This is a genomic window from Paenibacillus xylanilyticus, from assembly GCF_013359935.1.
GTDB classification, from domain to species: Bacteria; Bacillota; Bacilli; order Paenibacillales; family Paenibacillaceae; genus Paenibacillus; species Paenibacillus xylanilyticus.
Genome location: NZ_JABMCB010000202.1, coordinates 790,304 through 815,333 on the forward strand (window position 1 = coordinate 790,304; position 25,030 = coordinate 815,333).

At 45.5% G+C, this 25,030-nt stretch carries 25 protein-coding genes and 1 riboswitch; of the genes, 3 read left to right on the forward strand and 22 right to left on the reverse strand.

The window, feature by feature from the left end; translation table 11 throughout:
* Positions 1-26: 26 nt before the first annotated feature.
* The 4 genes from lpdA to pdhA all read right to left on the reverse strand — a co-directional run bounded on the left by lpdA (position 27) and on the right by pdhA (position 5,099).
* Positions 27-1,442, reverse strand: coding sequence for a dihydrolipoyl dehydrogenase (gene lpdA / locus HP552_RS30045; protein ID WP_175399011.1), 1,416 nt, complete (start codon positions 1,440-1,442; stop codon positions 27-29).
* A 3-nt stretch (positions 1,443-1,445) separates the two neighbouring features.
* A complete protein-coding gene (locus HP552_RS30050; RefSeq protein ID WP_175399012.1) occupies positions 1,446-2,768 on the reverse strand; it encodes a dihydrolipoamide acetyltransferase family protein in 1,323 nt (440 codons plus the stop codon).
* A 180-nt stretch (positions 2,769-2,948) separates the two neighbouring features.
* The gene (locus HP552_RS30055; RefSeq protein WP_175399013.1) at positions 2,949-3,926 is read right to left on the reverse strand and encodes an alpha-ketoacid dehydrogenase subunit beta; all 978 of its coding nucleotides are present in this window, start codon (positions 3,924-3,926) and stop codon (positions 2,949-2,951) included.
* A gap of 105 nt (positions 3,927-4,031) precedes the next feature.
* Positions 4,032-5,099, reverse strand: coding sequence for a pyruvate dehydrogenase (acetyl-transferring) E1 component subunit alpha (pdhA, locus tag HP552_RS30060; protein ID WP_175399014.1), 1,068 nt, complete (start codon positions 5,097-5,099; stop codon positions 4,032-4,034).
* Positions 5,100-5,354: 255 nt separating this feature from the next.
* On the opposite strand from pdhA, the gene HP552_RS30065 reads away from it, so the two are divergent.
* Entirely contained in the window at positions 5,355-6,089 is a 735-nt protein-coding gene (locus HP552_RS30065; protein WP_175399015.1) for an alpha/beta hydrolase, read from the forward strand.
* 150 nt (positions 6,090-6,239) lie between these two features.
* On the opposite strand, the gene HP552_RS30070 is transcribed toward HP552_RS30065, so the two are convergent.
* Both HP552_RS30070 and HP552_RS30075 read right to left on the reverse strand, forming a co-directional pair.
* Positions 6,240-6,710, reverse strand: a complete 471-nt coding sequence (locus HP552_RS30070) for a low molecular weight protein-tyrosine-phosphatase (protein ID WP_175399016.1) — start codon at positions 6,708-6,710, stop codon at positions 6,240-6,242.
* 2 nt (positions 6,711-6,712) lie between these two features.
* On the reverse strand, positions 6,713-7,381 hold the full coding sequence (locus HP552_RS30075) for a trimeric intracellular cation channel family protein (protein ID WP_175399165.1): 669 nt from the start codon (positions 7,379-7,381) through the stop codon (positions 6,713-6,715).
* Between the two features lie 168 nt (positions 7,382-7,549).
* On the opposite strand from HP552_RS30075, the gene HP552_RS30080 reads away from it, so the two are divergent.
* Both HP552_RS30080 and HP552_RS30085 read left to right on the forward strand, forming a co-directional pair.
* Positions 7,550-8,191, forward strand: coding sequence for a thiamine diphosphokinase (locus tag HP552_RS30080; protein ID WP_175399017.1), 642 nt, complete (start codon positions 7,550-7,552; stop codon positions 8,189-8,191).
* 286 nt (positions 8,192-8,477) lie between these two features.
* On the forward strand, positions 8,478-8,978 hold the full coding sequence (locus HP552_RS30085) for a C40 family peptidase (protein ID WP_175399018.1): 501 nt from the start codon (positions 8,478-8,480) through the stop codon (positions 8,976-8,978).
* Between the two features lie 132 nt (positions 8,979-9,110).
* Here the strand turns inward: HP552_RS30085 and HP552_RS30090 are convergent, their stop codons facing one another.
* From HP552_RS30090 to HP552_RS30165, 16 genes are all read right to left on the reverse strand, one after another.
* Positions 9,111-9,899, reverse strand: coding sequence for a response regulator transcription factor (locus tag HP552_RS30090; RefSeq protein ID WP_175399019.1), 789 nt, complete (start codon positions 9,897-9,899; stop codon positions 9,111-9,113).
* Between the two features lie 75 nt (positions 9,900-9,974).
* Entirely contained in the window at positions 9,975-11,024 is a 1,050-nt protein-coding gene (locus tag HP552_RS30095) for a ThiF family adenylyltransferase (RefSeq protein WP_175399020.1), read from the reverse strand.
* The gene (locus HP552_RS30100) at positions 11,021-11,788 is read right to left on the reverse strand and encodes a thiazole synthase (protein ID WP_175399021.1); all 768 of its coding nucleotides are present in this window, start codon (positions 11,786-11,788) and stop codon (positions 11,021-11,023) included. The genes HP552_RS30095 and HP552_RS30100 overlap by 4 nt, the downstream gene beginning before the upstream one ends.
* Before the next feature lie 3 nt (positions 11,789-11,791).
* Positions 11,792-11,995, reverse strand: coding sequence for a sulfur carrier protein ThiS (thiS, locus tag HP552_RS30105; protein ID WP_175399022.1), 204 nt, complete (start codon positions 11,993-11,995; stop codon positions 11,792-11,794).
* Positions 11,992-13,221 carry a glycine oxidase ThiO gene (gene thiO / locus HP552_RS30110; RefSeq protein ID WP_175399023.1) on the reverse strand — a complete coding sequence of 410 codons (1,230 nt, stop codon included), beginning with the start codon at positions 13,219-13,221 and terminating at the stop codon, positions 11,992-11,994. The genes thiS and thiO overlap by 4 nt, the downstream gene beginning before the upstream one ends.
* A 21-nt stretch (positions 13,222-13,242) precedes the next feature.
* Positions 13,243-13,935 carry a thiamine phosphate synthase gene (locus HP552_RS30115; RefSeq protein ID WP_312884374.1) on the reverse strand — a complete coding sequence of 231 codons (693 nt, stop codon included), beginning with the start codon at positions 13,933-13,935 and terminating at the stop codon, positions 13,243-13,245.
* 174 nt (positions 13,936-14,109) lie between these two features.
* A riboswitch (TPP riboswitch) is annotated at positions 14,110-14,219 on the reverse strand.
* A gap of 112 nt (positions 14,220-14,331) precedes the next feature.
* Entirely contained in the window at positions 14,332-15,882 is a 1,551-nt protein-coding gene (locus HP552_RS30120) for an ABC-F family ATP-binding cassette domain-containing protein (RefSeq protein WP_175399025.1), read from the reverse strand.
* 136 nt (positions 15,883-16,018) lie between these two features.
* Positions 16,019-17,014 carry a hypothetical protein gene (locus HP552_RS30125; RefSeq protein WP_175399026.1) on the reverse strand — a complete coding sequence of 332 codons (996 nt, stop codon included), beginning with the start codon at positions 17,012-17,014 and terminating at the stop codon, positions 16,019-16,021.
* Positions 17,001-17,552, reverse strand: a complete 552-nt coding sequence (locus HP552_RS30130) for a hypothetical protein (protein ID WP_175399027.1) — start codon at positions 17,550-17,552, stop codon at positions 17,001-17,003. The genes HP552_RS30125 and HP552_RS30130 overlap by 14 nt, the downstream gene beginning before the upstream one ends.
* Positions 17,549-17,947 (reverse strand): hypothetical protein, encoded by a 399-nt coding sequence (locus tag HP552_RS30135; protein ID WP_175399028.1) that lies wholly within the window; start codon positions 17,945-17,947, stop codon positions 17,549-17,551. Before HP552_RS30135 ends, HP552_RS30130 begins: the two co-directional genes overlap by 4 nt.
* Before the next feature lie 16 nt (positions 17,948-17,963).
* On the reverse strand, positions 17,964-18,449 hold the full coding sequence (locus HP552_RS30140; RefSeq protein ID WP_175399029.1) for an ABC transporter permease: 486 nt from the start codon (positions 18,447-18,449) through the stop codon (positions 17,964-17,966).
* 65 nt (positions 18,450-18,514) lie between these two features.
* Positions 18,515-20,581 carry a hypothetical protein gene (locus tag HP552_RS30145; RefSeq protein WP_175399030.1) on the reverse strand — a complete coding sequence of 689 codons (2,067 nt, stop codon included), beginning with the start codon at positions 20,579-20,581 and terminating at the stop codon, positions 18,515-18,517.
* Positions 20,571-22,397 (reverse strand): ATPase, T2SS/T4P/T4SS family, encoded by a 1,827-nt coding sequence (locus HP552_RS30150; protein ID WP_175399031.1) that lies wholly within the window; start codon positions 22,395-22,397, stop codon positions 20,571-20,573. Before HP552_RS30150 ends, HP552_RS30145 begins: the two co-directional genes overlap by 11 nt.
* 7 nt (positions 22,398-22,404) lie before the next feature.
* The gene (locus HP552_RS30155; protein WP_175399032.1) at positions 22,405-23,235 is read right to left on the reverse strand and encodes a CpaE/TadZ family protein; all 831 of its coding nucleotides are present in this window, start codon (positions 23,233-23,235) and stop codon (positions 22,405-22,407) included.
* Positions 23,232-23,945 carry a ParA family protein gene (locus HP552_RS30160; RefSeq protein ID WP_175399033.1) on the reverse strand — a complete coding sequence of 238 codons (714 nt, stop codon included), beginning with the start codon at positions 23,943-23,945 and terminating at the stop codon, positions 23,232-23,234. Before HP552_RS30160 ends, HP552_RS30155 begins: the two co-directional genes overlap by 4 nt.
* Positions 23,946-24,023: 78 nt before the next feature.
* Positions 24,024-25,028, reverse strand: coding sequence for an SAF domain-containing protein (locus HP552_RS30165; protein WP_175399034.1), 1,005 nt, complete (start codon positions 25,026-25,028; stop codon positions 24,024-24,026).
* Between the last annotated feature and the right edge of the window lie 2 nt (positions 25,029-25,030).

The window sequence follows — 25,030 nt, forward strand, 5'->3', positions numbered from 1 at the left end:
CGGACGAATCCGAGGCTTAGACGATATTAGCGGGAAATGATGTGGATCGGGTGACCCATAACCAGTTCCGCAGCTTCCATCACGATTTCGCCCAAAGTTGGGTGAGCGTGAATAGTCAGAGCCAGATCTTCCAAAGTAGCGCCCATTTCGATTGCAAGGCCAAGCTCAGCAATCAGGTTGGAAGCTTCCAGACCAACGATTTGGCAACCAAGTACAAGGCCGCTTTCTTCGTCAGCAACGATTTTCACGAAACCTTCAGCATGGTTCAAAGATACAGCACGGCCATTACCCGCGTAAGGGAATTTACCAGCTTTTACTTTGTAGCCTTTTTCTTTGGCTTCTTTTTCTGTGTAACCTACGCTGGAGCACTCAGGGTCTGTGAACACAACTGCAGGCATACATTTGTAGTCAACTACAGACGGTTGTCCTGCGATCGCTTCAGCAGCCACTTTACCTTCATAAGAAGCTTTGTGGGCAAGTGCCAAACCGGATACGATGTCACCGATTGCGAAGATATGCGGGATGCTGGTACGACCTTGGTGGTCAACTTTAACGAATCCACGCTCGTCAACGTCAACACCGATCATGTCAAGACCAAGCTCACCGTCCGTATTTGGACGACGTCCAACAGTAACGAGCAGGTAATCTGCAGTTACTTCTTTGGACTCACCATTTACGGAATATTTAACAGTTACATCTTTGTCCGTTTGCTCAGCACTTTCAGCTTTTGCACCCGTTACGATTTCGATGCCTGTTTTCTTCATGTTTTTAGCCACAAGGCTAGTCATGTCTTTATCGAATCCTGGCAGTACAGTATCCAAACCTTCAATGATGGTTACTTTTGCACCGAATTTGGAATACATTTGACCAAGCTCAGCACCGATATAACCGCCACCGATAACGATCAGGCTTTTCGGTACTTCAGGCAGGTTCAATGCTTCTGTCGAAGACAGAATGCGTCCGCCAAACGGGAAAGGTTTCAGTTCGATTGGACGGGAACCTGTTGCAATGATTGCATTTTTGAATTTGTAACGCGGAGATTCGTGATCGTTGAATACACGCGCTTCGTTTTCGTTGATGAACATGCACTCACCGTTGAAAACTTCAACTTTGTTGCCTTTGAGCAAACCAGCTACACCGCCAGTCATTTTCTTAACAACGCCGTTTTTGAATTCTTGAGTTTTGCCGAAATCCACTTTTACGTTCTCAGCGGAGATACCGAATGCGTCGCCGTGAAGAGCATTCTCATATTGATGTGCAGCCGAGATCAGGGCTTTGGATGGGATACATCCGCGGTTCAAACATACGCCGCCAAGCTCGGATTTGTCTACGATCAATACGCTTTGGCCCAGTTGAGCAGCGCGGATGGCAGCTACATAGCCGCCAGGACCTGCACCAATTACTAATGTGTCGATATTGAGAGAAGCGTCGCCTACTACCATATCTTACACCTCCATAACAAGCAGCTCAGGGTTAGCGAGCAGCTGTTTAATGTAGTTCATAAAGTTTTGTGCTGTTGCGCCATCGATGATACGGTGGTCGAAGCTCAGGGAAAGAGCCATTACAGGTGCTGCAACAACTTCGCCGTTTTTGATAACCGCTTTTTCGCTGATGCGTCCAGTTCCGAGAATAGCAACTTCAGGGAAGTTGATGATCGGAGTGAAGAACATACCGCCTGCAGAACCGATGTTACTGATGGAGATTGTGCTTCCTCTCATTTCGTTAGCACTCAATTTGCCGTCGCGGCCACGAGCTGCCAGATCACGGATGGAATCAGCAATCATCCAGATGGATTTACGATCAGCATCTTTGATAACAGGAACGATCAAGCCGTTGTCTGTATCTGTAGCGATACCGATGTTGTAGTATTTTTTGTAAACAATTTCGTTAGCTTCTTCATCGATCATAGCGTTCAAAGCAGGGAATTGACGGGAAGCTGCTACCAATGCTTTAACGATGAATGGCAGATAAGTTACTTTTGTTCCTTTTTTCTCTGCAATTGGTTTCATGCGAGTACGGAAAGCAACCAGTTCAGTTACGTCCACTTCGTCCATGATTGTAACGTGAGGTGCAGTGTAAGCCGATTTAACCATTGCATTGGAGATCGCTTTACGGATACCTTTGAATGGTACGCGTTCTTCTTCAAGGCGTTGATCAGCTGAAGCTGCTGCCGGTGCTGCGGATTTTTTCTCTTCTTGAGCCGGAGCTGCGGAAGAAGCCGCTGCGGATTGGCCGCCACCATTTTTGAAGGATTCCACATCTTCTTTGGTTACTTTACCGTTGTTGCCAGTGCCGTTAACCTGAGCGATGTCTACGCCTTGTTCGCGAGCAAATTTGCGCACGCTTGGTGTTGCCAAAACGTCTTTGGCAGGTACTGCCGGAACGCTGTTGTTGCCGCCTTCTTTGGCTGCATCGGAGCTGGATGCTGCTGCAGAAGAACCGCTTGTATCAGCTCCACCTTGAGCTGCGTCTTTTTCTTGCTCGCCTTGATCGCCAGCTGGAGCGTCTTCTTGCTCTGGAAGCTCGCCTTCAGCATCGATAACAGCAACAACTTCGCCTACATGGCAAACTTGACCATCTTTTGCGAACACTTCTGTTACTGTTCCGTTTACCGGACAAGGTACTTCTACAACCGCTTTGTCGTTCTGTACTTCCATGATGATATCGTCGTCAGTTACTTTATCACCGACTTTGATATGCATTTTGATGATTTCGCCTTCGTGCAGGCCTTCGCCCAGTTCAGGGAATTTGTATTCAAATTTAGCCAACTGAAAAACCTCCTTGATTATCTGCTCAATCCTGAAAACAACCCTTAACTCCATGAAAACAACCGTTACTGCTAAAGCAAATAACTGTTACTTAAGGGGCTAATGGCTGTTTTCAGTGCAGCTTGCGCTGCGGTGTGAATCACCATACTGCGCCTTGCGGCATGTCAGATGATTGAATTATTAAAATTCTACGACTTTCTTAACCGCAGCAACGATGCGTGCTGGGTTAGGAAGCCATGTATCTTCGATTTGTGCGAATGGATATACAGTATCCGGACCAGCTACACGCAGAACCGGAGCTTCCAAGTGCAGGATCGCTTTTTCATTGATTTGGGCAATGACTTCAGCTGCAACCCCTGCGCTCTTCTGAGCTTCCTGTACAACAATTGCACGATTGGTTTTCTTAATGGAAGCAACGATGGTATCAATATCGATCGGGCTAACCGTACGAAGGTCGATAACTTCAACGTTAATTCCTTGTTTTTCAAGCTCTTCTGCTGCTTTCACAGAAGTGTGAACCATCATACCGTAAGTAACGATGGTTACATCAGAACCTTCACGAACAACGTTCGCTTTACCCAGTTCTACAGTGTAATCTTCTTCAGGCACTTCTGCACGGAAAGCATGGTACAGGTTCAGGTGCTCCATGAAGAATACAGGGTCGTTGTCGCGAATCGAAGCGATCATCAGACCTTTTGCATCGTAAGGGTTGGAAGGAATAACAACTTTGATACCTGGAGTTTGCGCAAGCAGACCTTCCAGGGCATCTGTGTGCAATTCTGCCGCTTTTACACCGCCACCGAATGGTGTACGGAATACGATTGGAGAATTGTATTTACCACCAGAACGGTAACGCATACGAGCTGCTTGAACTACCATTTGGTCGAGTGCTTCAAAGATAAAACCAACGAACTGGATTTCGGCAACTGGACGGAAGCCTTGTACACCAAGACCTACAGCCAGACCACCAATAGCGGATTCAGCAAGTGGTGTATCAAATACACGCTCTTCGCCAAATTCTTTTTGGAGACCTTCCGTTACACGGAAAACGCCACCTACATTACCTACGTCTTCACCGAAAAGCAGAACGTTAGGATCGCGTTTCAATTCAACGCGAAGCGCATCACGGATTGCTTCTTTCATGTTCATTTGTGCCATTTGCTTCATTTCCTCCTTAAACATTGACAGTTCACATTTGAATTCATACATGTATACCGAGACCCCGGAATCCGTCCCGGATGTTTATGCTTTATCGGAAAAAACTTATTGGAAATCAGCTTTTTGCTCTTCCAAGTGCTTAGGCGTTTGCTCGAACATGCTGTCGATCAAGCCTGGAATTGTCATTTTCTCGGTTTTTTCCGCTTTTTTGATCTCTTCGTTCACTTTAGCTTTTGCTTCTTCTTTCACACGTGCTGTATCTTCTTCAGTCCACAGACCTTTTTTCTCCAGATATTTAGCAAAACGTGCGATTGGATCTTTTGCATTCCATTCTGCCTCTTCTTCTTTTGTACGATATTTGGAAGCATCGTCAGAAAGGGAGTGAGGACGGAAACGGTAAGTAACAGCTTCGATCAGAGTTGCGCCTTCGCCATTACGACCGCGTTCAGCAGCTTCCTGAACAGCTTTGATAACTGCGAAGATATCCATACCGTCAACTTTAACACCTTTGATTCCTGCTGCTACCGCTTTATGAGCGATGGACAGAGCTGCCGTTTGTTTGGCAAAAGGAGTTGTGATGGCATAACCATTGTTCTGTACGAAGAAGATAACAGGCAGCTTGTAAACACCAGCATAGTTCAGACCTTCATAGAAGTCACCTTCGGAAGAACCGCCATCACCTGTGTAAGTAATAACAACTTGTTTTTGTTTCTTCAATTTGTAACCCATAGCAATACCCATTGCGTGCAGAATTTGTGCACCAATGATGATTTGCGGCATCAATACATTAACGCCATCCGGAATTTGTCCACCATGTTGGTGACCACGGGAGTACAAGAATGCTTGATAAAGAGGAAGTCCGTGCCACACGAGTTGCGGAATGTCGCGATAGCCTGGAGCAATAAAGTCTTCTTTCTCAAGTGCAAACTCACTACCAACCATTGTTGCTTCTTGTCCAGATACTGGAGCATAGAAACCAAGACGACCTTGACGGCCCAGGTTTACTGCACGGTCATCCCAAGTACGGGTAAATACCATGCGGTACATAATTTCTTTTAATTGATCGTCGGAAAGTTTAGGCATCATGTCTTTGTTTACAATTTCGCCGTCAGGAGACAGCACGGACAGAGCTTCTACATCCTCCGTATACACTTCATAAGGAACCTTGCTCATTTTTTTCTTCACCTCAACAAAAAATTTGAATATCAAGTTCCGCTGTTATAATATTATTATACACCTGTTTCACTGCATACGTCAAAGATATCCGTAATTTTTTTATGTTTCCTTCCGGATTGTATGTATAACAGGGGCTTAATATTGGTATAACAGCATAATACATGATTGCGTGTTTGACCTATCCCCGCACAAGGTTAATCTTACCGTATTGCGCGGACGAATGCAAAAATAAACCGAGAAAGGTGACGTTTTATGACGGATTCCCGCTATTTGAAACGTACGATTGTAAAGGAAGAGATCGATAGCCGCTATCTTGGAGAGAAGCGTACACTTCGAATTTATCTTCCGCCAGGCTATAACGAATTGCTCAGTTACCCTGTCGTTTATTGTCAGGACGGCGAAGAATTCTTCAACTTTGGGCGAATCGCCACGACTGCCAACCGGATCATTCTTGACGAGGGTGCAGAACCTTTCATTATTGTGGGTGTTCAAGTTGATGTTTCGGTCAGAACCCAGGAGTATGCTCCCTTCGGAAATCGGTTCAAAGCGTATACCGCATGCTTTGCTGAAGAGATTATTCCCTACATTGAAGAGAAATATCCTGTACGACGCTCACCACAGGAACGTTTGCTCGCCGGCGATTCCCTTGGAGGCAGTGTTTCACTGCATCTCGCCCTGCTCTATCCTGATCTGTTTACACGAGTCATTAGCTTGTCTGGAGCCTTCTACTCCGCCTCTCAGGAAATTTATGCGGCTGAAGAAGACCTGTCCTGGCTATCCATTTGGATGATTGTCGGGCTGCAGGAAACTGCGTTTGAAGCAGATACCGGCACATATGATTTTGTTCAATTGAACAGGGATACTCGTGATTTGCTAGAGAAACGCGGTGCTCTCGTCTCTTATCGAGAAAAAGACGGACACCACCAATGGGGATTCTGGCAAAAAGAACTTCCTGAGGCATTGCTTTATTACCTTCAGGAAAGCTAGTTTACTAAGAAACACATGCGGCTGAAAATGCCGCTATTTTCTTAACCTTTTATGACACCGCTTACATAGAGATTCAAAAAAAAGCAGGAATCTCCTGCTTGCATAAGCCTGTTGCTGTTTTTTTCAGCCAATTCAGTAATGGTATAAGATTTAAGCGAGTGAATGATCCTTTTGGATCCGCTCCAGGAGTACATTACATCCCGCATCTACCAGCCCGTACACCTCTTCAAAGTTACCCGTAAAGTAAGGATCAGGAACTTCGCGTAATGATTCATTCGGTAGCAAGTCCATGAATTTTAAAATATCCGCTTCGGCTCCGCCTGCAATCTTACGCACGTTGGCCACGTTGGAGTCATCCATGCAGACAATATAATCAAACTGCTCGAAGTCAGCACTTCCGAATTGTCTCGCAGCCATATTGGCATAAGGAATCTGGTATGTATCCAGCAGATTCCGTGTCCCTTCATGCGGAGGCTTGCTGATATGCCAATCTCCCGTACCAGCCGAGTCCACCTGAATCTGGTGATTGAGACCACGCTCTTCTATTTTGTGGCGTAATACTGCTTCTGCCATCGGTGAACGACAAATGTTACCGAGACAAACGAACAAAACATGTATCATGTTTACTCCCCCTTGCTTAACGTACGATTTAAGGCCCCTTGTGTGGTTTGTGTTGGAGTAGCGTCTGCACTTACCAATGAACGGCGAGGAAGTTTCCATTTATAATGTACGGAACACATCCGGAATAATACAACAGCTGCAAAACATATCAACAGACCCACATTCGAGGTAAACCATCCCATTCCTATTGCAAATCCAGCTAGCATAGCCCATACTGCATAGATTTCATCACGCAGTACAAGCGGCTTGCGTCCTGCGAGCAAATCACGAATGATTCCCCCGCCGATACCGGTCAACACTGCTGCAACGATTACCGCACTGATGGGATGCCCCATATTGGCAGCATACAGTCCGCCTTGTATGGCAAACGCAGCTAGCCCTATCGCATCAAACAGCGCCTCTGTCCGCTTCCAGTGACCAATCCATTTTAGCGGCAACAAAAACGCAACAGCGACAGATACCAGAGCAAGCATGATTAGTGCACCTTGGCTCCATAGTGTAGTGACAGGTACCCCGATTAGTACATTACGAATAACACCACCACCAAAGGCCGTCACGAGTCCCAACACAAGTACACCTAAAATATCATATTCCTCTTCCATAGCCACGAAAGCACCTGACATTGCAAAAGCAATGGTGCCTATAATGCTGAACACTTCAAAAATGTGCAAGTCCAACCTGTTCAAACCTCACTTTTCAAGTCATCTCCATGTCGCTCTCCCCATTGTATCCGCGAGGACTGAAATTGTGCAACCACATTTTGTGTTTTATACTGATAGCATTCGTGAATAATATAAATTGATGTTATACTTTCTACATTAATAGGAAGGATGAATGGAATGACTACGAAACGCATTGTAATTTTTACAGGCGGAGCCCTCTCTCCTCAATTTATTAAAGAAATCAAGCAGGACGACATTGTTATCGCAGCCGATCGGGGAGCATTGTATTTAATTGAACATGGCGTAAAGCCTCATATAGCTGTTGGGGATTTTGACTCCATTACAGAGCAGGAATTCCTATTGGTACGCGAGAATAGTGAACGCATGATAACGGTTGATCCTGTTGCCAAGGACTGGACTGACACTGAAATGGCTTTTGAGACAGCGCTTGAGCACGAACCTACCCATATTCTGATGCTTGGAGCTACAGGAACACGACTGGATCACACTTTGGCCAATGTACATATTATGGTTCGTGCCATGCAGCACCATGTGTTCTGTACAATCCAGGATAAGCACAACTATATGATGCTGACCACATCCAAAGTAGAGGTGAACGACCGGGGTTATGAATACATCTCCTTGCTTCCTCTGACTCCTGAAGTTACCGGAATCACGTTGGATGGCTTCTTGTATCCTCTTGATAAAGCCACGATTCGAATGGGACAGTCCTTGGGAATAAGTAATAAACTGCTCGGCGCATCAGGTACTGTCTCCATAGATAGTGGACTATTGCTTATTATTCAGAGTAAGGACTAACATTCTTCACGGTAGAGTTATTACGTTTTTGTAACCTGAGATTTTTACGAGATTACACGTATAAATTACGAAAGACCCTTGATAATCAAGGGTCTTTTCTGTTTGTCTGCGGAAAGTTATTAGTCAACGATTAATTTTTTGACATTTTTAATTGTTTTTTAATAAAGAAACCCAAACCTAGGCGGGATAAGGGATTATCACGTTGTATCCAATTTCTAGGCAGTTACAAACCTGTTATACTCGCTCTAGCAACTTAACGAAAACGAATTTTGGAGGTAATAACAACATGAAAACAAACATCTTTGTCCAAAAGGCCGTAACCGTAGGGTTGTGCGCTACACTAGGTTTTGGAGCTGTATTAATGACAAATGCACCTGTTGCACAAGCAGCAACTTCATCTGTATCGACAGGACAACAAATTGTAAACTACGGCAAAAAATTTACGGGAACACCTTATAAATTTGGCGCGTCAACATCAACTACAAAGTACTTTGACTGCTCATCATTTATGAAATACATCTTTAAAAAATATGGTGTGAGCTTGCCACGTACGTCGGTTAAGCAATCTAAAGAAGGTAAAGCTGTCTCCAAGGCAAACTTGCGTGTAGGAGACTTGGTATTCTTCTCAAGCGGCAGCCGTTCCACAGGATCAAACGTAACACACGTTGCTGTTTATGCAGGGAATGGTAAAATTCTGCACACTTACGGCTCTCCGGGCGTAACGATCTCGGATTTGAATTCCGGTACTTGGAAAAGAACATATGTTAAGTCTCGCCGTGTACTGTAGTTCAGGAAACTTGCATTAAAGACAGGCAGTTGGGACCGGATCTTGGATCCGGTCCTTTTATATTTACCCGTATTTCTCTGATACATAAGCTTGTATATTACGGTAATTAGATGATTGATTTGATATCTCCGATCACGAATCGGTATGAAGCATGTATCCAATTCCACGAACCGTTTGAATCAGTTTGATGTCTCTTCCTTTATCCACCTTGACCCGCAAATGTTTAATGTACACATCCACTACGTTGGTATCCATCGCAAAATCATAACCCCATACTTCTCTTAATATCATGCTTCGAGTACATGCCTCATTCACATGTCTCGCCAGAAATTCCAGCAGCTCATATTCTTTTGGCGTCAGCATCAGGTATTCTCCTGCACGGCTAACCCTGCGTGAACGCAAGTTTACCTTAAGATCATGTACGACGATAACTTCCTCGTCCATTTGGACAGCATTCGCAAACACCCGAAGCAAATTTCGTATTCTGGCCATCATGACTTTCCATTGAATGGGTTCAACGATCACATCGTTTACGCCCTGATCGAGCCAAGCCACAACCTGTTCAGGGGGGATTGGAGATGTAATCACAATGATGGGAACACTGCCTTCCTTTTGCTCCAGTAGACAGTGCAGTTCCTCACCAATTTTATGATCATGATTCTCTTCCATCACCCGGATAACCATACTGCAGGTTGTTAGTTGAAACTCCTGTTCACGATACAGATCTTCCCATGTGCTATCGAGAACAGTGTAACCCTCAGCGCATAAGACTTCCTTGATCTCGTTCGTTCGTTCTTTTACACCAATCAGTAAAATGGATGTTTTCATTTTGCTCACCCGGCCTGTCTCAAACCGCTGCCAAGCCATTGGACCGTGTTTTTCGTTACCAATCACTTCCTGCTGGACAGCAGTATGCTGCATGTTGTGTGTTTAGCATGCCATAAAATGAAAAAGTCCATTCCTGAAAGGAATAGACTTGAACATCCGTTATTAACCTTACCCAAAATATCGGTGAACGAGTGTACGCGCTTCGGCGGTGTCCTTCGTTCCATGAACCAATACCCGTCCATCCTGAAAAATAACCATTCGATGGGCCCCTGTCGTGAATGAAACCAGGAAAGGATTAACTTCCACAGGACCTTCATCCAATCTGCGCAATCGCTCAGACGTACCATGCAGATCCAGCTTCATTGGACGAGATGGACGAATTTGCACCGTATCCCTTCCGCATAAAACATCGGTTTTCTCCAAATTGGCCGCGGAGAGATAAGGATATGTTGCGGCTTCACCACAGGAAGGGCAATCTGCTTTTTTGGCACCGTCCACATTGATAGATATGTATTCATTACGCCATACATCAAATGACAACAGCTTATGCCGCAATGCATGTTCATTTCCACTTAGAAGTTTCATGGCTTCCGCTGTCTGGTTGGCTGTTACCATCTGCACGGCCTGAGGAATAATGCCTGATGTATCACAGGTATCCCCGCCAAGCGGAACCTCTCCAAGCAAACAATTCAGACAGGGAGTCTCTCCGGGCAGGAAGGTGTACGTAATTCCGTAGCTCCCCACACATCCCCCATAAATCCACGGAATGCGATATTTCTGGGACATATCATTAATCAGCAGCCTCGTATCAAAATTGTCTGTTGCATCCATAATCAGGTCTGCGTTTTGAATTAAATCCTCAAGCTCATCTGCGCGGACATCCATCACTTTACCTTCAATGACAACAGAGGAATTGATATCCGACAGACGTTTCTCCGCTGCCATCGCCTTGGGCATTCGCTGAACAGCATCCTGTTCAATATAGAGCTGCTGCCGCTGCAAATTGCTCCATTCCACATAATCCCGGTCCGCAATGGTAACGTGTCCAATGCCTGAACGTACCAAAGTCTCCGCGATTCCGGTTCCCAATGCACCGGCACCCACGATCACGACTCTGCTGTTGTTTAGTCTTTTCTGACCTTCCTTGCCAAGCGGTGCATATCGTTCCTGTCTGGAATAACGATTGCTCTGCTCGGTTGATTTTGTCTCGTCTATCATGTATGAACCATTCCTTCCGCCGGACTGCTGGCTGCCGCATAACGCTTAATGGGTATCATGCCTGCCTCATAAGCCAGTCTGCCCGCTTCAACTCCCATCCGCATTGCTTTTGCCATATTAACCGGATCTCCCGAACCGGACACAGCGGTGTTCAACAGCACACCGTCCGCACCAAGCTCCATGGCATAAGCAGCATCTTTGGGTGAACGTAACCCCGCATCTACAATAACAGGAACAACAGCCTGCTCAATAATGATCTCCAGATTATATGGATTAATAATACCTCTTCCTGCTCCGATCGGTGAAGCACCAGGCATCACCGCATGAACACCGAGCAGCTGCAGCCGTTTGGCCAGGATCACATCATCCGAAATATAAGGCAATACGATAAAACCTTTTTCCAACAGAATCTCGCAAGCCTTGTACGTTTCAATCGGGTCAGGCAGCAGCGTAATTCCATCCCCGATCACTTCAACTTTTATCATATCACAAAGTCCTGAAGCCCGGGCAAGTTCAGCAGTGCGTACTGCCTCTTCTGCAGTCGAAGCTCCCGCGGTATTAGGCAGTAATGTATATCGTTTCAGGTCGAGTGTATCAAGGAAGTGGCGCTTACCGCGCTCTTCCAGGTTCAGACGTCGAACGGCAAATGTCAAAACTTCTGTTCCGGATGCTTCTACAGCTTGACTCTGTATATCCAGATCTTCGAATTTGCCCGTACCCAGCAATAACCTTGAATTAAATGAATGATGTCCAATTTTCAACATAATTTAACCGCCTCCCACAAAATGTACGATCTCGATTCGATCTCCGTCTCTTAATACGGTTGTAGCGTGATTCTCACGCATCAAAATTTGGCGATTTAACTCCACCACCACAGTTTTAACTTGTAGATTGAAGGAATGCAGCAATTGATCTACACGATTTAAATGGTCTTCAACCTCCATGCTTTGCCCGTTAACGATGATATTCACTGCATGATCTCCTTTCTGCTCAACCTTTCCGGACACAGCTCTTCAATGCCGAGCTCCTCCGAAGTATGACCGCCAATCAAATTAGCCATCAGTCTGCCGGTTATTGCACTAAGCAAAATTCCGTTGCGGTAATGTCCAAATGCAGTGTATAGACCCGGTATGCTTTCACAAGCACCGATATAAGGCAACCCGTCAGGCGTCGATGGCCTAACCCCTGCCCAAGCGCGCAAATATTGGGCTTGCCCTATGCCAGGAACCCAGCTTGCTGCGGATGCGAGCAGCTGTTGTATACCTTTAACGGTAACGATGTGATCCGAACGTCCAGGTAAACTGGTAGCACCTATCCAGACTTCGCCATTTGCTTTTGGGACAATATACACATTATCTGCATAGACTGTCTTGTCCGGTCTGTAACCTGTGTCATGATCTGCAAACCGGACTGCAGCAATTTCGCCCTTCACCGGGAGAACCGGAAGATTCAGACCTGCCTGTTTTATCAGTTCTCCTCCCTGGAGACCAGCTGCAATAATGACATGCTTACACGTCATCATTCCAATGGACGTATCCACGCCCTGCACTCTATTCGCATCCACATTCAGCCTTACATTCTGCACACCTTCTATAACTTTAGCTCCCAGCGTTTGAGCAGCCCTGGCGTAGGCACGCGCCAGATTGACAGGGAGAACCTCACTTTCTGACGGTCTGTACAGAGCTCCGTGCGCTTCTTCACTGATCCATGGGGCTCGATGTTGAAGAATGGAACGATCCCACCACACATGCTCTGTTGTCAAATCACCGCTTCTCTTGTCTCTATAATTGTTCATTTCGTTTTCCTGACGAAATGGTGTAATAAATCCATGCTGCTGCAGGCCAATGTCAATTCCACTGAGTGCACTAATGTGTTCTGTTTGCTGGTGAAGCAGCGCTTTGCTTTCATGTGCCAGTTTGGTCAAGACTGGGGAATGGAATTCCTCGCTGTCCGAAGCCAGCATTCCGGCTGCTGCACAAGACGTTCCTCCTGCAATACGTGAACGCTCAACCAGTATCACTTCCTTGCCCTGTGAAGCCAGCTCATACGCTATGGCACAACCAATAACACCGCCGCCCACTACAATGGTTTCCGCATGAAGCTTGCCCCGGATTTCTCCGCGTATTTGGCTCGAATAGGCTGTTCCAGTTCTGTACAGACTTCCACTTCGGCTGCGACTTCTTACTTCTTCGCTCATCCATTCATCTCCTTGATTCGGCTAAGTTCTCCAGCGTTCAATTGCCTGCCGCAAGGCAGCTCCTGCTACCTTCGGATTTTCACTCGCCCATAATGATGATATTACGGCAACTCCACTTGCCCCTGCCGCACGCACAGCATTAATATTTGCTGGTTCAATGCCGCCAATGGCAATAATCGGAATCGAAACCGCTGAACATATCTCGTTTAGCGCGGATAGTCCTCTCGGCTTGAACCCTGGTTTACTGCCAGAAGAAAACACGTGGCCATAAAAGAGATAATCCGCAGCTCGTTCTTCAGCTTCCTTTGCTTCACTTAGAGAATGAACAGATACGCCGAGCCGAAGTCGATTGGTTGTATTTAAAGAAGAACTGTCAGCACTGGCCAAGTCATATTGACTCCAATGAACTCCTTGTATGCATTGATGTTTATTCAGCTGATTCAGACCATTGATGACAATACGCTCCATAGGGATTCCCGCGTCGTGCAAGCTATACGCCCACTCCATCTTCTGTCCATCCGATAAGTGCTTCTCCCGAATGTGTATATAGTCAAAACATGGCCATACCTCTTTGGCAGTTTTTACAAAACGTTGTTTATCACCTGTACCTGGTGAAACTGCATGCAGTTCAAATGAACGTGAATTCACATGTTTATGAGAGTTTGTCGTGTGGGTTCGTCTCCTCTCCGTAGCAGTATGTACAAAAAAAGCCACTCCCGTAGGGAGTGGCCGCGAAATCAAGTCCTGTTAGTTAATGACCGTTACATGCCATTTGCACATGTTACAAGCTATTGGATCATAGCTGAACCTATACATAATATCTGCATGCTTCATACATGTGGGCACTCACATTCGCTACAACAATCGAAATTGCTTGCCCATGTCATTCACTGAAACGCGCCACTTCCCTACGCTGGTATAACCCAGATCAGGTGCAAAGGGTCCGGAATCGCATCATTCCATCTCAGCCGCAACGTGCGGCCCCCCCAGTGTTCATATGAAGTTGTAGCCTATGTTACCATAGACACCTTTTTTTGTCACCGTTCATTTTTTCTTTATGTTGTTAATGAACTGTTTCGTTTGAGAAGCTCTTCCCCATGTGCTCAATTGCTAGTTTTTCTCGGACCATGCCTCAACATCCCATGTCTTGGTTACCCAATCCTGATAAAATTCAGGCTCATGGGAAACGAGCAAAACTGTCCCTTTAAACTCTTGCAAAGCTCGCTTAAGCTCTGCTTTTGCAGTCACATCCAAGTGATTAGTCGGTTCATCAAACAAAATCCAGTTGCTTTCCCGCATCAAGAGCTTGCACAATCGGACTTTTGCCTGTTCTCCCCCACTAAGCGCACTCAGCGGACGGGTGATATGCTCATTTTTCAAACCACAGCGGGCCAGGTGGCCCCTTACTTCGTTCTGCGTCAAATGGGAGAACTCGTTCCACACGTCTTCAATAGGCGTAATATTTCCGGCACGGACTTCCTGTTCAAAATAAGCTGTTTCCAGGTAATCCCCCAAGAACGTCTTACCACTAATCGGCGGTATTTTGCCCAATATGGTTTTAAGAAGTGTCGACTTACCTACACCATTACATCCAACGATGGCTATTTTCTCGCCTCGTTCTATGGTCATTGTCATTTTAGGCAGCAATGGGTAGGAATAACCAATCTCAAAATCAATTCCTTCGAATACCGTTTTGCTGCTCGCACGCGCATCTTTGAAGTTGAATGTTGGTTTCGCTGCTTCATCCGGGCGATCAATTCGCTCAATCTTGCCTAGCTGCTTCTCACGGCTCTTGGCACGTCCAGAAGTCGAGGCCCGTGCCTTGTTGCGCTGGATGAAATCTTCCTGTTTCTTAATATATTCCTGCTGTTTTTCATAAGCATCAATGTGCTGTGCTTTCTGCATATCAGCCATTTCGAGAAATTTGTTATAGTTGGCTGCATAACGCGTCAGTTTGGCGAATTCCAAATGATAAATGACGTTTACCACTTCATTCATGAACTCCGTGTCATGCGAGATCAGGATAAACGCATATGGGTAGTCTTTCAAATAACGCGTCAACCATTCAATGTGCTCGACATCCAGATAGTTAGTTGGCTCATCCAGCAGAAGAGCTGTCGGTTTTTCCAACAACAGTTTGGCGAGCAGTACTTTGGTCCGTTGGCCACCACTTAGTGCAGCAACGTCACGATCAAGCCCGATCGCGGACAAACCGAGACCATTTGCCATTTCTTCCACTTTTACATCAATCAGATAAAAATCGCCCTGCTCCAGTTGTTCCTGGATTTCGCCCATTTCTTCCAGCAGTTTTTCCAGCTGGTCCGGGTCTGCATCAGCCATTTGATCTGTAATGGCCATCATTTCCTTTTCCAGCTCGAGGAGTGGCAGAAAAGCATCCTTCAATACGTCGCGGATGGTTTTGCCTGGAGTCAACTTGGTATGCTGGTCCAAATATCCGTAGCGGACTTTTGGCGTCCACTCCACTTTCCCGCTGTCTTTCAGCAACTTCCCAGTCAAAATATTCATCAACGTGGATTTTCCGACACCGTTTGCCCCGACTAAGCCTACACGCTCTCCAGCAAGCAAACGAAAAGATACATTTTTAAATAACGTGCGATCTCCAAAATTGTGACTCACGTTCTCTACTGACAATAAACTCATAAGATGAGGTTGCTCCTATCTATTTGACATTACTTTTTAATCGGTATTGTTGATACCGGTCAAGTTCTGAACTAAAACTCTATTTTAGCACAGGACCTGCCTTTTCTGAAAGTAATGAAATAGCGCGGTGTCTTTCTCAATAAATGACTTTATTAATGTAACAATTGTGTTCAAAATACCCTTCCGCCGCAGCCTGCTTCGCATCCGTAAAAACTTCCTCAGCTCGAAGATTGTTCTGACAAGTTGCTGGATAATAATACTTAATACCGGTTGAAGATTCTACACCTCCGATCACGGCTGTTCTTTTCACCAGTCTACCGCCACCAATGGCATATGTATTAACTTTCTGGTTACCAACAGGCAAGCCCTGGATAAAGGCCATGATACCTGTGTCATTGATGGAATTGTACCAATCTTCCTGTGATATGAGCGGCAGGGTAAACGTATAGGAAATCCCATTTCTTCTTGCGAACTCATTATGTCGATTGATGACCTCGGCGAGGTTTTCCTGAATACTCATAACGATGCGGGATCGCCTGACCTGATCAAACAATTCTGTATCTTGCAGCAATGGAATACCCGTACTTAAAGCAAGTTCGTTCTGAAAACCTTCGATCCATTTCCCCTGACTGGCATCATACGCGTACACATACCCATCGAGTGTAAAATTAATGCTGCTGCCATCAGAATCAGCGTAAGTATAGGGTATTTTAGGACCCCATACCTGTCGGAAAGAATCATCAGGTTCACCCGTCAACTCCGTCTCCTTTGCCAAAATATAATAACCATCATAATCGAGTACGACGACGGCCGGTATGTAATCAAACAATGCTTTTATCGCATTTGGATTATCCTGTATGCCCATATTCAAAGCCATCGTCTGCGTGAATGTCTGCAGCGCCAGTTCTTTATCAGCCTTCACAAATTTGGTGGAGTCATAGCCTGCCTCACTGTTTTGTTTCTCGTTCTGATGCATTACGGTTCCCGCATCCAGTACTGCCGTTTGGAGCGCCGATCTATACCTCTGACTTAAAATCTGGGCTTCTTCCGCATCTTGAGTGTTATGGGAAACGATCCAAAAGAATGGCAGAAAAATTAGAATAAACACAATGGACAAATCAGTAATCTTCATTAAGAACCATGCCTCCATAAGTGGTGAATACTGCTGATGCAGGGTCTGTGCCGTATAGCCACTCACGAAACAGCATGGCGGGTGTCCGATTGGTATTCTTAAGTGTGATTGTGAAAAAATCCCCCAGTGTCAGCGTATATCTGCGGAGCAGATCATCACCTGGAAACGTATCTGTGTCAGGAAACAATGTTTCAAGAATTTGCGCCGAATAATATCCATCCTGTACCGTCTCGTACGTACCTGTGAACGTGCTTTGATCCATTGGGTCCGTATAGTGAGGGACATATTTTTTGTGCAAATGCTCCATCGTAATTTCATAGACATTGCCTGTTCGCGCCAGCTGTTCTTCAAATTCGGCATACATGCCAGGAGAAATATACCCTTTGGTTCGGACAGAATCCACAAAACGGGTAACCGTCTGATATACGGTCATTCGTGTCATATCATCCTGTCGATCTGCCGTTTCAGCAGCCGGGTATACATAAAGCAGAAGTACTGCCAGCATAACTGCTAGCAGCTTGGATACAGCATTTATCAATTGATACTGGCCTCCTTCCAAAACGCAATTTTAAGCAGTTCCCCGCTCTCACTTCTTATAAACTCTGGCCTGTATGAGGCGGATACGGAAACAGGTATAGTCGCACTCTTGTTGATAAGCGGATCTATCGCATACGTATTCCCGTCCACATGGACTTCGACCGGTGTGCCTGTCATTTGTCTTACCGTATGTAATACCTCAGCTCCGCTGTATCTGAGTGGTTTGCTTATGTTTAATGTCGTGCTCATTCTTCCTTCCATGTTTTCTGTAGTGTTCATAGTAGAACTCAACGCACTGGATAAAACGCTAACACTCTGTTGTCCATACAGACAGGCTGTTACAAACAGGACAATCGCGGTACAAAACAACATGAGTTGCTGTGTATTTTGGGACACTATAAACCGACTCCTGTCAGGATTGCTGGAAGATCAGTCCTCTTACTACATTGGATTTATCTTTTACGATAACTGCCTTGAACTTTCCACTCGGGTTGACGTATTGATTGTCTTTTTCACTCATGGTCTGGTTAATGCTGCCCACTTTGCTGTCTGGAGCAATGACCGAACCATAATCCGCATTATTAATGTCCTGGGAAATGTTTAATTCATTGCCATACCACTGGCCGCCCTTGTTTTTCCCTGTAATGACCTGAATACCAAATTGATCTTTGTCCGCATATTTACGCAGCGCATTTGTAACCTGTGACCCACTGATTGTTGTTCCGTCATATACTGTAAAAGCGGCCTGAGACAATTCGGTCTGAATGTCAGCAAAGTTGTTCTGTGCCGTTTTGGTCGCCTCCTGGGCCGAAATAAACAGCAGCACCACAATCGTAATGAGGGCAATAGTCAAAAAGATCCCTGCTGCCACTTTTAAAGCACTTGAAGCATTGTTCATGTTAAATCCTCCTAGGTTTTAATATTTAAATATATCTCGGACCTGATAGGTTCAAGCATCAACCATTACAGTTTCTGAATTTGTTCATAATAGATGTTCATTTGCAGGAAGCTCATGCCCACAAGCGGGATCACCAGATAAAGAAAAATAAGGGCGTACATCGGTGTAAATCCAATCATTCTTCCCCATGAGGCTTTCACATCGATCATTTTGGTATATTCCTGCTTCCGCTGTTCAAAATAAAAAGCCATCATGCTGTCCAGATCATCGAATGCTTCCTGAATAGAAATTTTGCCGAGCGCAAGCTGCAGTTTATCCACCAGCCGCTGAAATTCAGGCAAGCCCGCATCCTCTTTCAGTTGCTCAAGTGCGATCTCAGGCCCATGTTCAAAATGCAACAGACATTTTTGCAATGGCCGTTTGAAAATAACAGCAAACCGATTAAGCCATTCCAGGATCTCTTCAACGGACATTCGATCCATCTCACGTAAAATGGAAATAACGGTCTGGTATTGGTATATTTCATGTCGCATGTCCATGCTGCGCATTTTACGCTGGAACATCATGAGCCATATAGGCATGTAATATCCAACTGCACCAATACATATTGCAATGATTAGCTCCCACCAATGCAAGTACTGCTTGTTGTATACCTCCAGCTTTTGCATAATGCGTAGGCTCGTTTCAGTATGCGTATCAGGATCCAATGGGATGGGGGAAACCTGCTGTAACGTGTTAAACACTTCATCATAGGTTACTCCACGTTTCATGCCTACCCGCTCCATAACCGCACGGTCCAAAGCTGTTTTTTCCGCAGCCTGATTCAGTTCCGCTTCGGCCATTGCACCAAACATTCGGTCATCTCTTACCGGATCGTACAGAACGTGATTCCGTTCAATGTGATGAAGCAGCAACACACAACCGATAGACAGAACGAAGCAGCTAGCAAACAACATCAGTCTGCGGATTGCCAGCCATTCGTATTTCAATTCAGTGCTGCTTTCCCGCATGAGCCTTATGGTTTGGCTGTAATTTGTAGTACCTGGCTTGGCTGCAAACAACATGCTCAATTTGCGAATGAAGGTCTGGTGGTATAAAAAACGATCCACGAGAGAATGTTTGCGTCCAGCTCGATATCGCGTTTCATCGTACTGCTGAAGTCTTTGCAGTAACAAATAGGCAAGAATAATGATGATATAAATTGATATTTTGGTTATAAATCCAAGCTTGCTGCGGTAAAACTCATCCATGGTCGGAAAACTTCCCCTTGCCCAGCGTTCAATGGGAGCCGTGAACAATACCGGAGCCAGTGCAATCATATTTAACCCTTTTAAGAGGTAATCCAGCTTGTCCCGTCGCAAAATTTCCAAATGAATTTCCTGGGTCAGGTTTCCCAAACCTTTTAGGTATATTGATCCTTGGCTCCTGTCCTTATCACCAAATTCCATTACCATAAATGAAATGCCGGCAAAAGCCTTCAGAAAACGATTGGGTGCAATCTCATAATATCGCTCCAAAGCTTCATTGGGGTCTGGTGATGTTAATGCCTCGTAGATCAATAGCACCTGCTCGGCTGCTTCGCCTACACCTGCTTCTCCTGCTTCATAAAGTGCTTCTTCGATCATTCCGTGCTGATGATAACGATGTCGCACATCCGCAAACAGATCCAGCATTTGAACCAGCAGCCGCTTCTCGATCCGATTCAGCCACATATCCACGACAAGACTATTCAGCACCACAGCGCAGAGTACAGACAAAATGACAAAAGCGATGCCCGGCTGCATAAGAAACAGCACTACACTGATGCTGCCATATCCCCCGGCAATAATCATAACAACCGTCATGGTCATGCGTCGTAGTGATACTTCGTCTCCAACATGCCTGAAAGAGATCCGCTTTTGGATCAGATAGATGTAGGACGATAAGAGCGGTACCCTCATTCCCCAACGGTAGGCTTGAAGCAGAAATGACCTCATCCACACCGTTCGACTGAACGAGGGAGTTAATGCTCCAGGAACTTTACTGTTGAAACCTCTTCCCTTTTTATGAATGAGATTTAGAACCAGAAGCGTAATCACCAGCCCGGATAAACATACACCAAGCAGGATGATGAGCAACGATTTAGTTGTCATGCATTTCACCCCAGTGCTGCTCGATAAATCGTTCAAACTGTGCCGCATCCTGTAGGGTCATTTGATCCCGCATATCCATAATGCTGCCTGTGGAAATGGGAGCGGTAACTACATATTCTCCATCCTTAAATTCAATTACATTTTGAAAAGCAAATCCGGCCCGTTCTTCTACACTGTCAACCTGCTCCGCACGGGGCAAGCACTCTGTAATTCGCTCAATGTATCTGCGCCCTTCGGGATCCTTTTTCATATGTACATCGAAATTGATGACACTGACGACCTGCTCCTCGGCGATGTGCTCATGTTGAAACATGCCTGTTTTGAGCAAAGAGTTGCGTAGTGAAAATACCAGATCACGGAACGTTTTGGCATGGTGGGTAAACAGGGTAAACAAACTGGCAACCTGAGACATCTGAATCATCCAGGCAGCAACTTCATCACTCGCAACCTCTCCCAGAATATTGACCGTACCATCTGTTTTTTTCTGCAAATCCAGTCCTTGCTGCCCTGAAATATGTTCCGTCTCCCGAAAGCTCAAAATATTACGACGACTGTAAATTCGCCGCAGCTGCAGCTCGAAAGCCATTTCTTGTACACGCAGGGTGTATGAGGCATAAATATGCTTAACCATCGCCATTAACAGAGTTGTTTTACCCGATCCCTGTGCACCAGTTACGGCCGTAATTCGGCTTCCTTTCATAAGATATTGCAATAATGTAATTGGCAGCTCAGCATTGTTACCTGTAATCAACTGCTCCAGCGAAGCATTCGGAATATCGAATTTCCGGACGAAGAACGCCCATGACTCCGCAAAAGGAGGACGAACCACAACAACACGAGATCCATCTTTCATTTCATTGACCTTATATCCATTCGCTTCAGACAGCTGGCCAGGGTAATTATATTTATAAATATTTTGACATACCCTTTTCAGTTCACGAATACTGCCAAACGAGAGAAACGAAAGATGAATGGACTTCCCTTTATAAAATATCCAGACACTTTCCATACCACTTAAGGGAACTTCAACCGGAGTTTCCTCGAATCCATCTTCCAACAGATCATTCCACGAGGCTTGATGCTGAACCCTCATGTCCTGCATGGCATCCAGCATGCCGCTAACCCCACCGCTAACCCCGTCAATGCGCTGGTCTCTGATTTCATCTACAACCGAGAACCCTTTGTAATGCTGGTAGATCCGCTGGACGATAATATCCGTTTTTTCCCTAAACCCAAGTTCACGGTATTCACATTCAAATACGTACCGGATGTCTTCCTCGGAAATGTAATATCCACCGCCATCATCGGCACCATCCTCCAATCGGAGCCTGCCCAGATCGTACGTATCAATTAAGCGCGACAAGGCATCCACGCCGAATTGCTGCCGGTACAGATAAAAGACAATCTCAAACCGATCCTGAATGGATAACAGCTCGGGTTCCGCGAAAAGTATGACTTCGTCAACATTAGTCTTGTTCAAACCAATGCTTCGAGTGAGTAAATCACCAATCAGATTTTTAACATACGTTTTGTCACTAATACTGCCAGAGACACAACCTTTTAGTGCTTTTCTCATCTCGGCACGCTGATTGATTCTCCTGCGATATTCTTCTTCATGAAGTCCTACATCAGCAAGCTGACTATGGCTCAATTCATGTAGCGAGTTCTTTACCTGCTCAGTAAGCATTTCAATCGTGAATGCTTCCCGTTCAGGCATTCCTGCATTTTTATGCCGATTGAAAGCCTTGGTTTTGTGCCAGATGTATGTAAAAGCTACGATTAAAATGAAACTGATCCCTATCATATTCCAGAGCATCGGAGATTCAGGCTCCCCTTTCCAGCCTCTTCAGAACAGTACGCATACCTGCGCCGTCCATAATCAGGCGAGCGAGTTCAGCCATACTCGCGGCCATGCTCCCTTTACGAGGATCACGGCTGTCACTTAATCCTTCAAGCTGTAGATATGCAGCAGTATCCCGTCGATTCGCAGCATCCAGAAACCCAGTCGTATAGGGCAATATCGATATCGAACCTTTGTAACGGAAACGTCGCCGAATGTTGTTGACTGTCGCACGCGCTTGCGGATCATACTTGTTAATAACAACATGCATATTTTGGTTACTCAACCTTTCGGGCCTGATTTGTTCAAAAAACAATTCCAGATCCCTCATGTTTTGAGTCAAGTTCACTACAACATAATCAGCCTGTGCCAATAAAGCTGCCGCATCCAACCCATCACGGTCAACATCCAGCAGAACCAGATCATAGTACTCGTTCGCCACGTTCAGCAGAGCTTTCAGTGTGTCCACATGTTCTTTCTGTGAGCGCTCCATCCTGTTAATTCTACCCGTCAGCAGATCCAACCGTTCCTGAAGCAAAGGCTTCGTATAATCTCTCAAGTTATGCTTGTTCAGGCTCCCGCTTATATGTAAACGTTCGGCTGCATCCCAGCCTCCTTCTTCAAATCTGAATAGAGAGTCAGTATGCCCGGATTCAATGGATGGGAGGGAGGCCTCGATCCCACTCTCGGCAGGACCTGTATTAACTAATAAAATTCTGGTTCTGTACTGAAGTGCCATGGCGTAGGCGCTAATTACTGCACTGGACGTACTGCCTGAGCCTGCAAAAGGGCTCCAAAACAATATGTTACTCATGCTCTCATCCTTTCCGCTTCCTTAATGGCCCGGCGGCTCCGAACACTTTCCCATCCGGTCAACTGCTCAACTAGTTGGCACAACGATTTTTTGTAACTACGTGATAAAGGTCCTAACAGAACCCGACGGTGATGTTCATTTTCCAGCTTCACTGCAGCTGTCAGTTCATCCCATGGAAGCATCAATGATTCTCCTGTCCATACGAATGGACTTCCCTCCAGATACGCCCATAGATAACGTTCCTCCAGTTTACAGTCCACAGCATTGATTAGAATGCGCTGAAACGGAAGTTCACTTGGCAAGGACTGCTCTTCAAGAAGCCGCCTCAACCAGCCTTTTCCTCGTTCCAGATTGTAACGCTCGTAATCACTCACCCAGACACGAATATCAGCAGTGAGCCAGAGTTCCCTTGAAGCAAAATGGGAGGTTTCCATGTCATATAAGATATAATCATACGATTCCAGTCCTTCTCCGCTTGCCTCCAAATGACTCTCAACTGCAGCCGAAGTCACAAAATGACAGGCAATATCAAAACCCTCAAATTCGGTAATTCGGAGCGAATGCTGCGCTTCCCCCACCCCATACCCGTACTTTTGTTGTAATGTTCCGTCAACCAGCAAAACCCGCTTGCCTGAAGCAGCTAAAATTTTGCTCAAATATAACATCAGATCATTTTTCTCACATAGACCGGCAAAAATCCAAGTATGCAAAGCGGCCACACCCCTTTCAAGATATAATTAAATCGTTGTTAACCGAATTTAGTGAAATGAATTATTTGTTTATTCTTACTATTCCCCACCGGTCAGCAAACTTTTTTGTTCGTCCGATGATGTGGGAGAGTCAGTTGCATTATGATTTTCAAGCTTGCTTCCTGTTCCGTCATTCCATATTACATCGTCGGTAGTATTATTGGAGCCAGGTCTGCTGTTATAGGACACCGATGATTGCGCAACATCTTGTTCAACACTTTGTGATGGTACTGTCATAGCTGCAGCAAGGGAGCTTTCAAGCGAACTCCTTACCTGTCTCGACAACTCCTGTTCTGCCCTGCGAACGATATTCGGGTCGCTTTCCAGCAGTTTCAATACTTCACTGTTAGCAGGGTACGTCGGGATTGCAGCTGTCTGGAATTGAGGCTCAACATAAGTGAGTGCATATATTGAAGCTTTATGTAAGTAGGCATCTACGATTGCACTGGACAGGGACAGAATTTCTTCTTCTGTCATCGTAATCCACAACGTTGCTGCATTTAAGCGTTCCACTTTCTTTTTGGACAGAAGGATATAGTCCTGACCAGTTGGAAACTGGATACGAATATCAATGTTGTCGCCTTGCTCGAGTGAAGATGGTAATAAAACGACCTGCAGTTCGCGATTTCTTAGATCTGCCGGGGCTGGCGTGTCTTCGTATACCATTTCGGTTGTAATGGCTGTTCCTTTTTTTAGTTCTATTTTGGCTACTTGACCTTCCATCTGTTTCGTACTGGACCATAAATTACGTGGTGCCTGAGCATCCGGGACTGCAATAAGCTTAATATCCTCATGCAAGATTGGTTCTCCTGCTTCAATATCCCGAACCGTTACCCAACCCTGAGCTCCTGTGTTCCATTGCTGAAGCAATTCAGCTTCCTTTTGTTCGTATGCTGAAGCATACCGGGACTCCATTTCAGATCTGGTATCATTCATCGTCATAACGTTATAGATGACGTATCCTCCGAATATCAACCCTACTGCTCCCGCTCCGGTTAGTCCGGCATAGATCATTTGTCGGCTTTGTTTTCTTAATTTGGACAAAA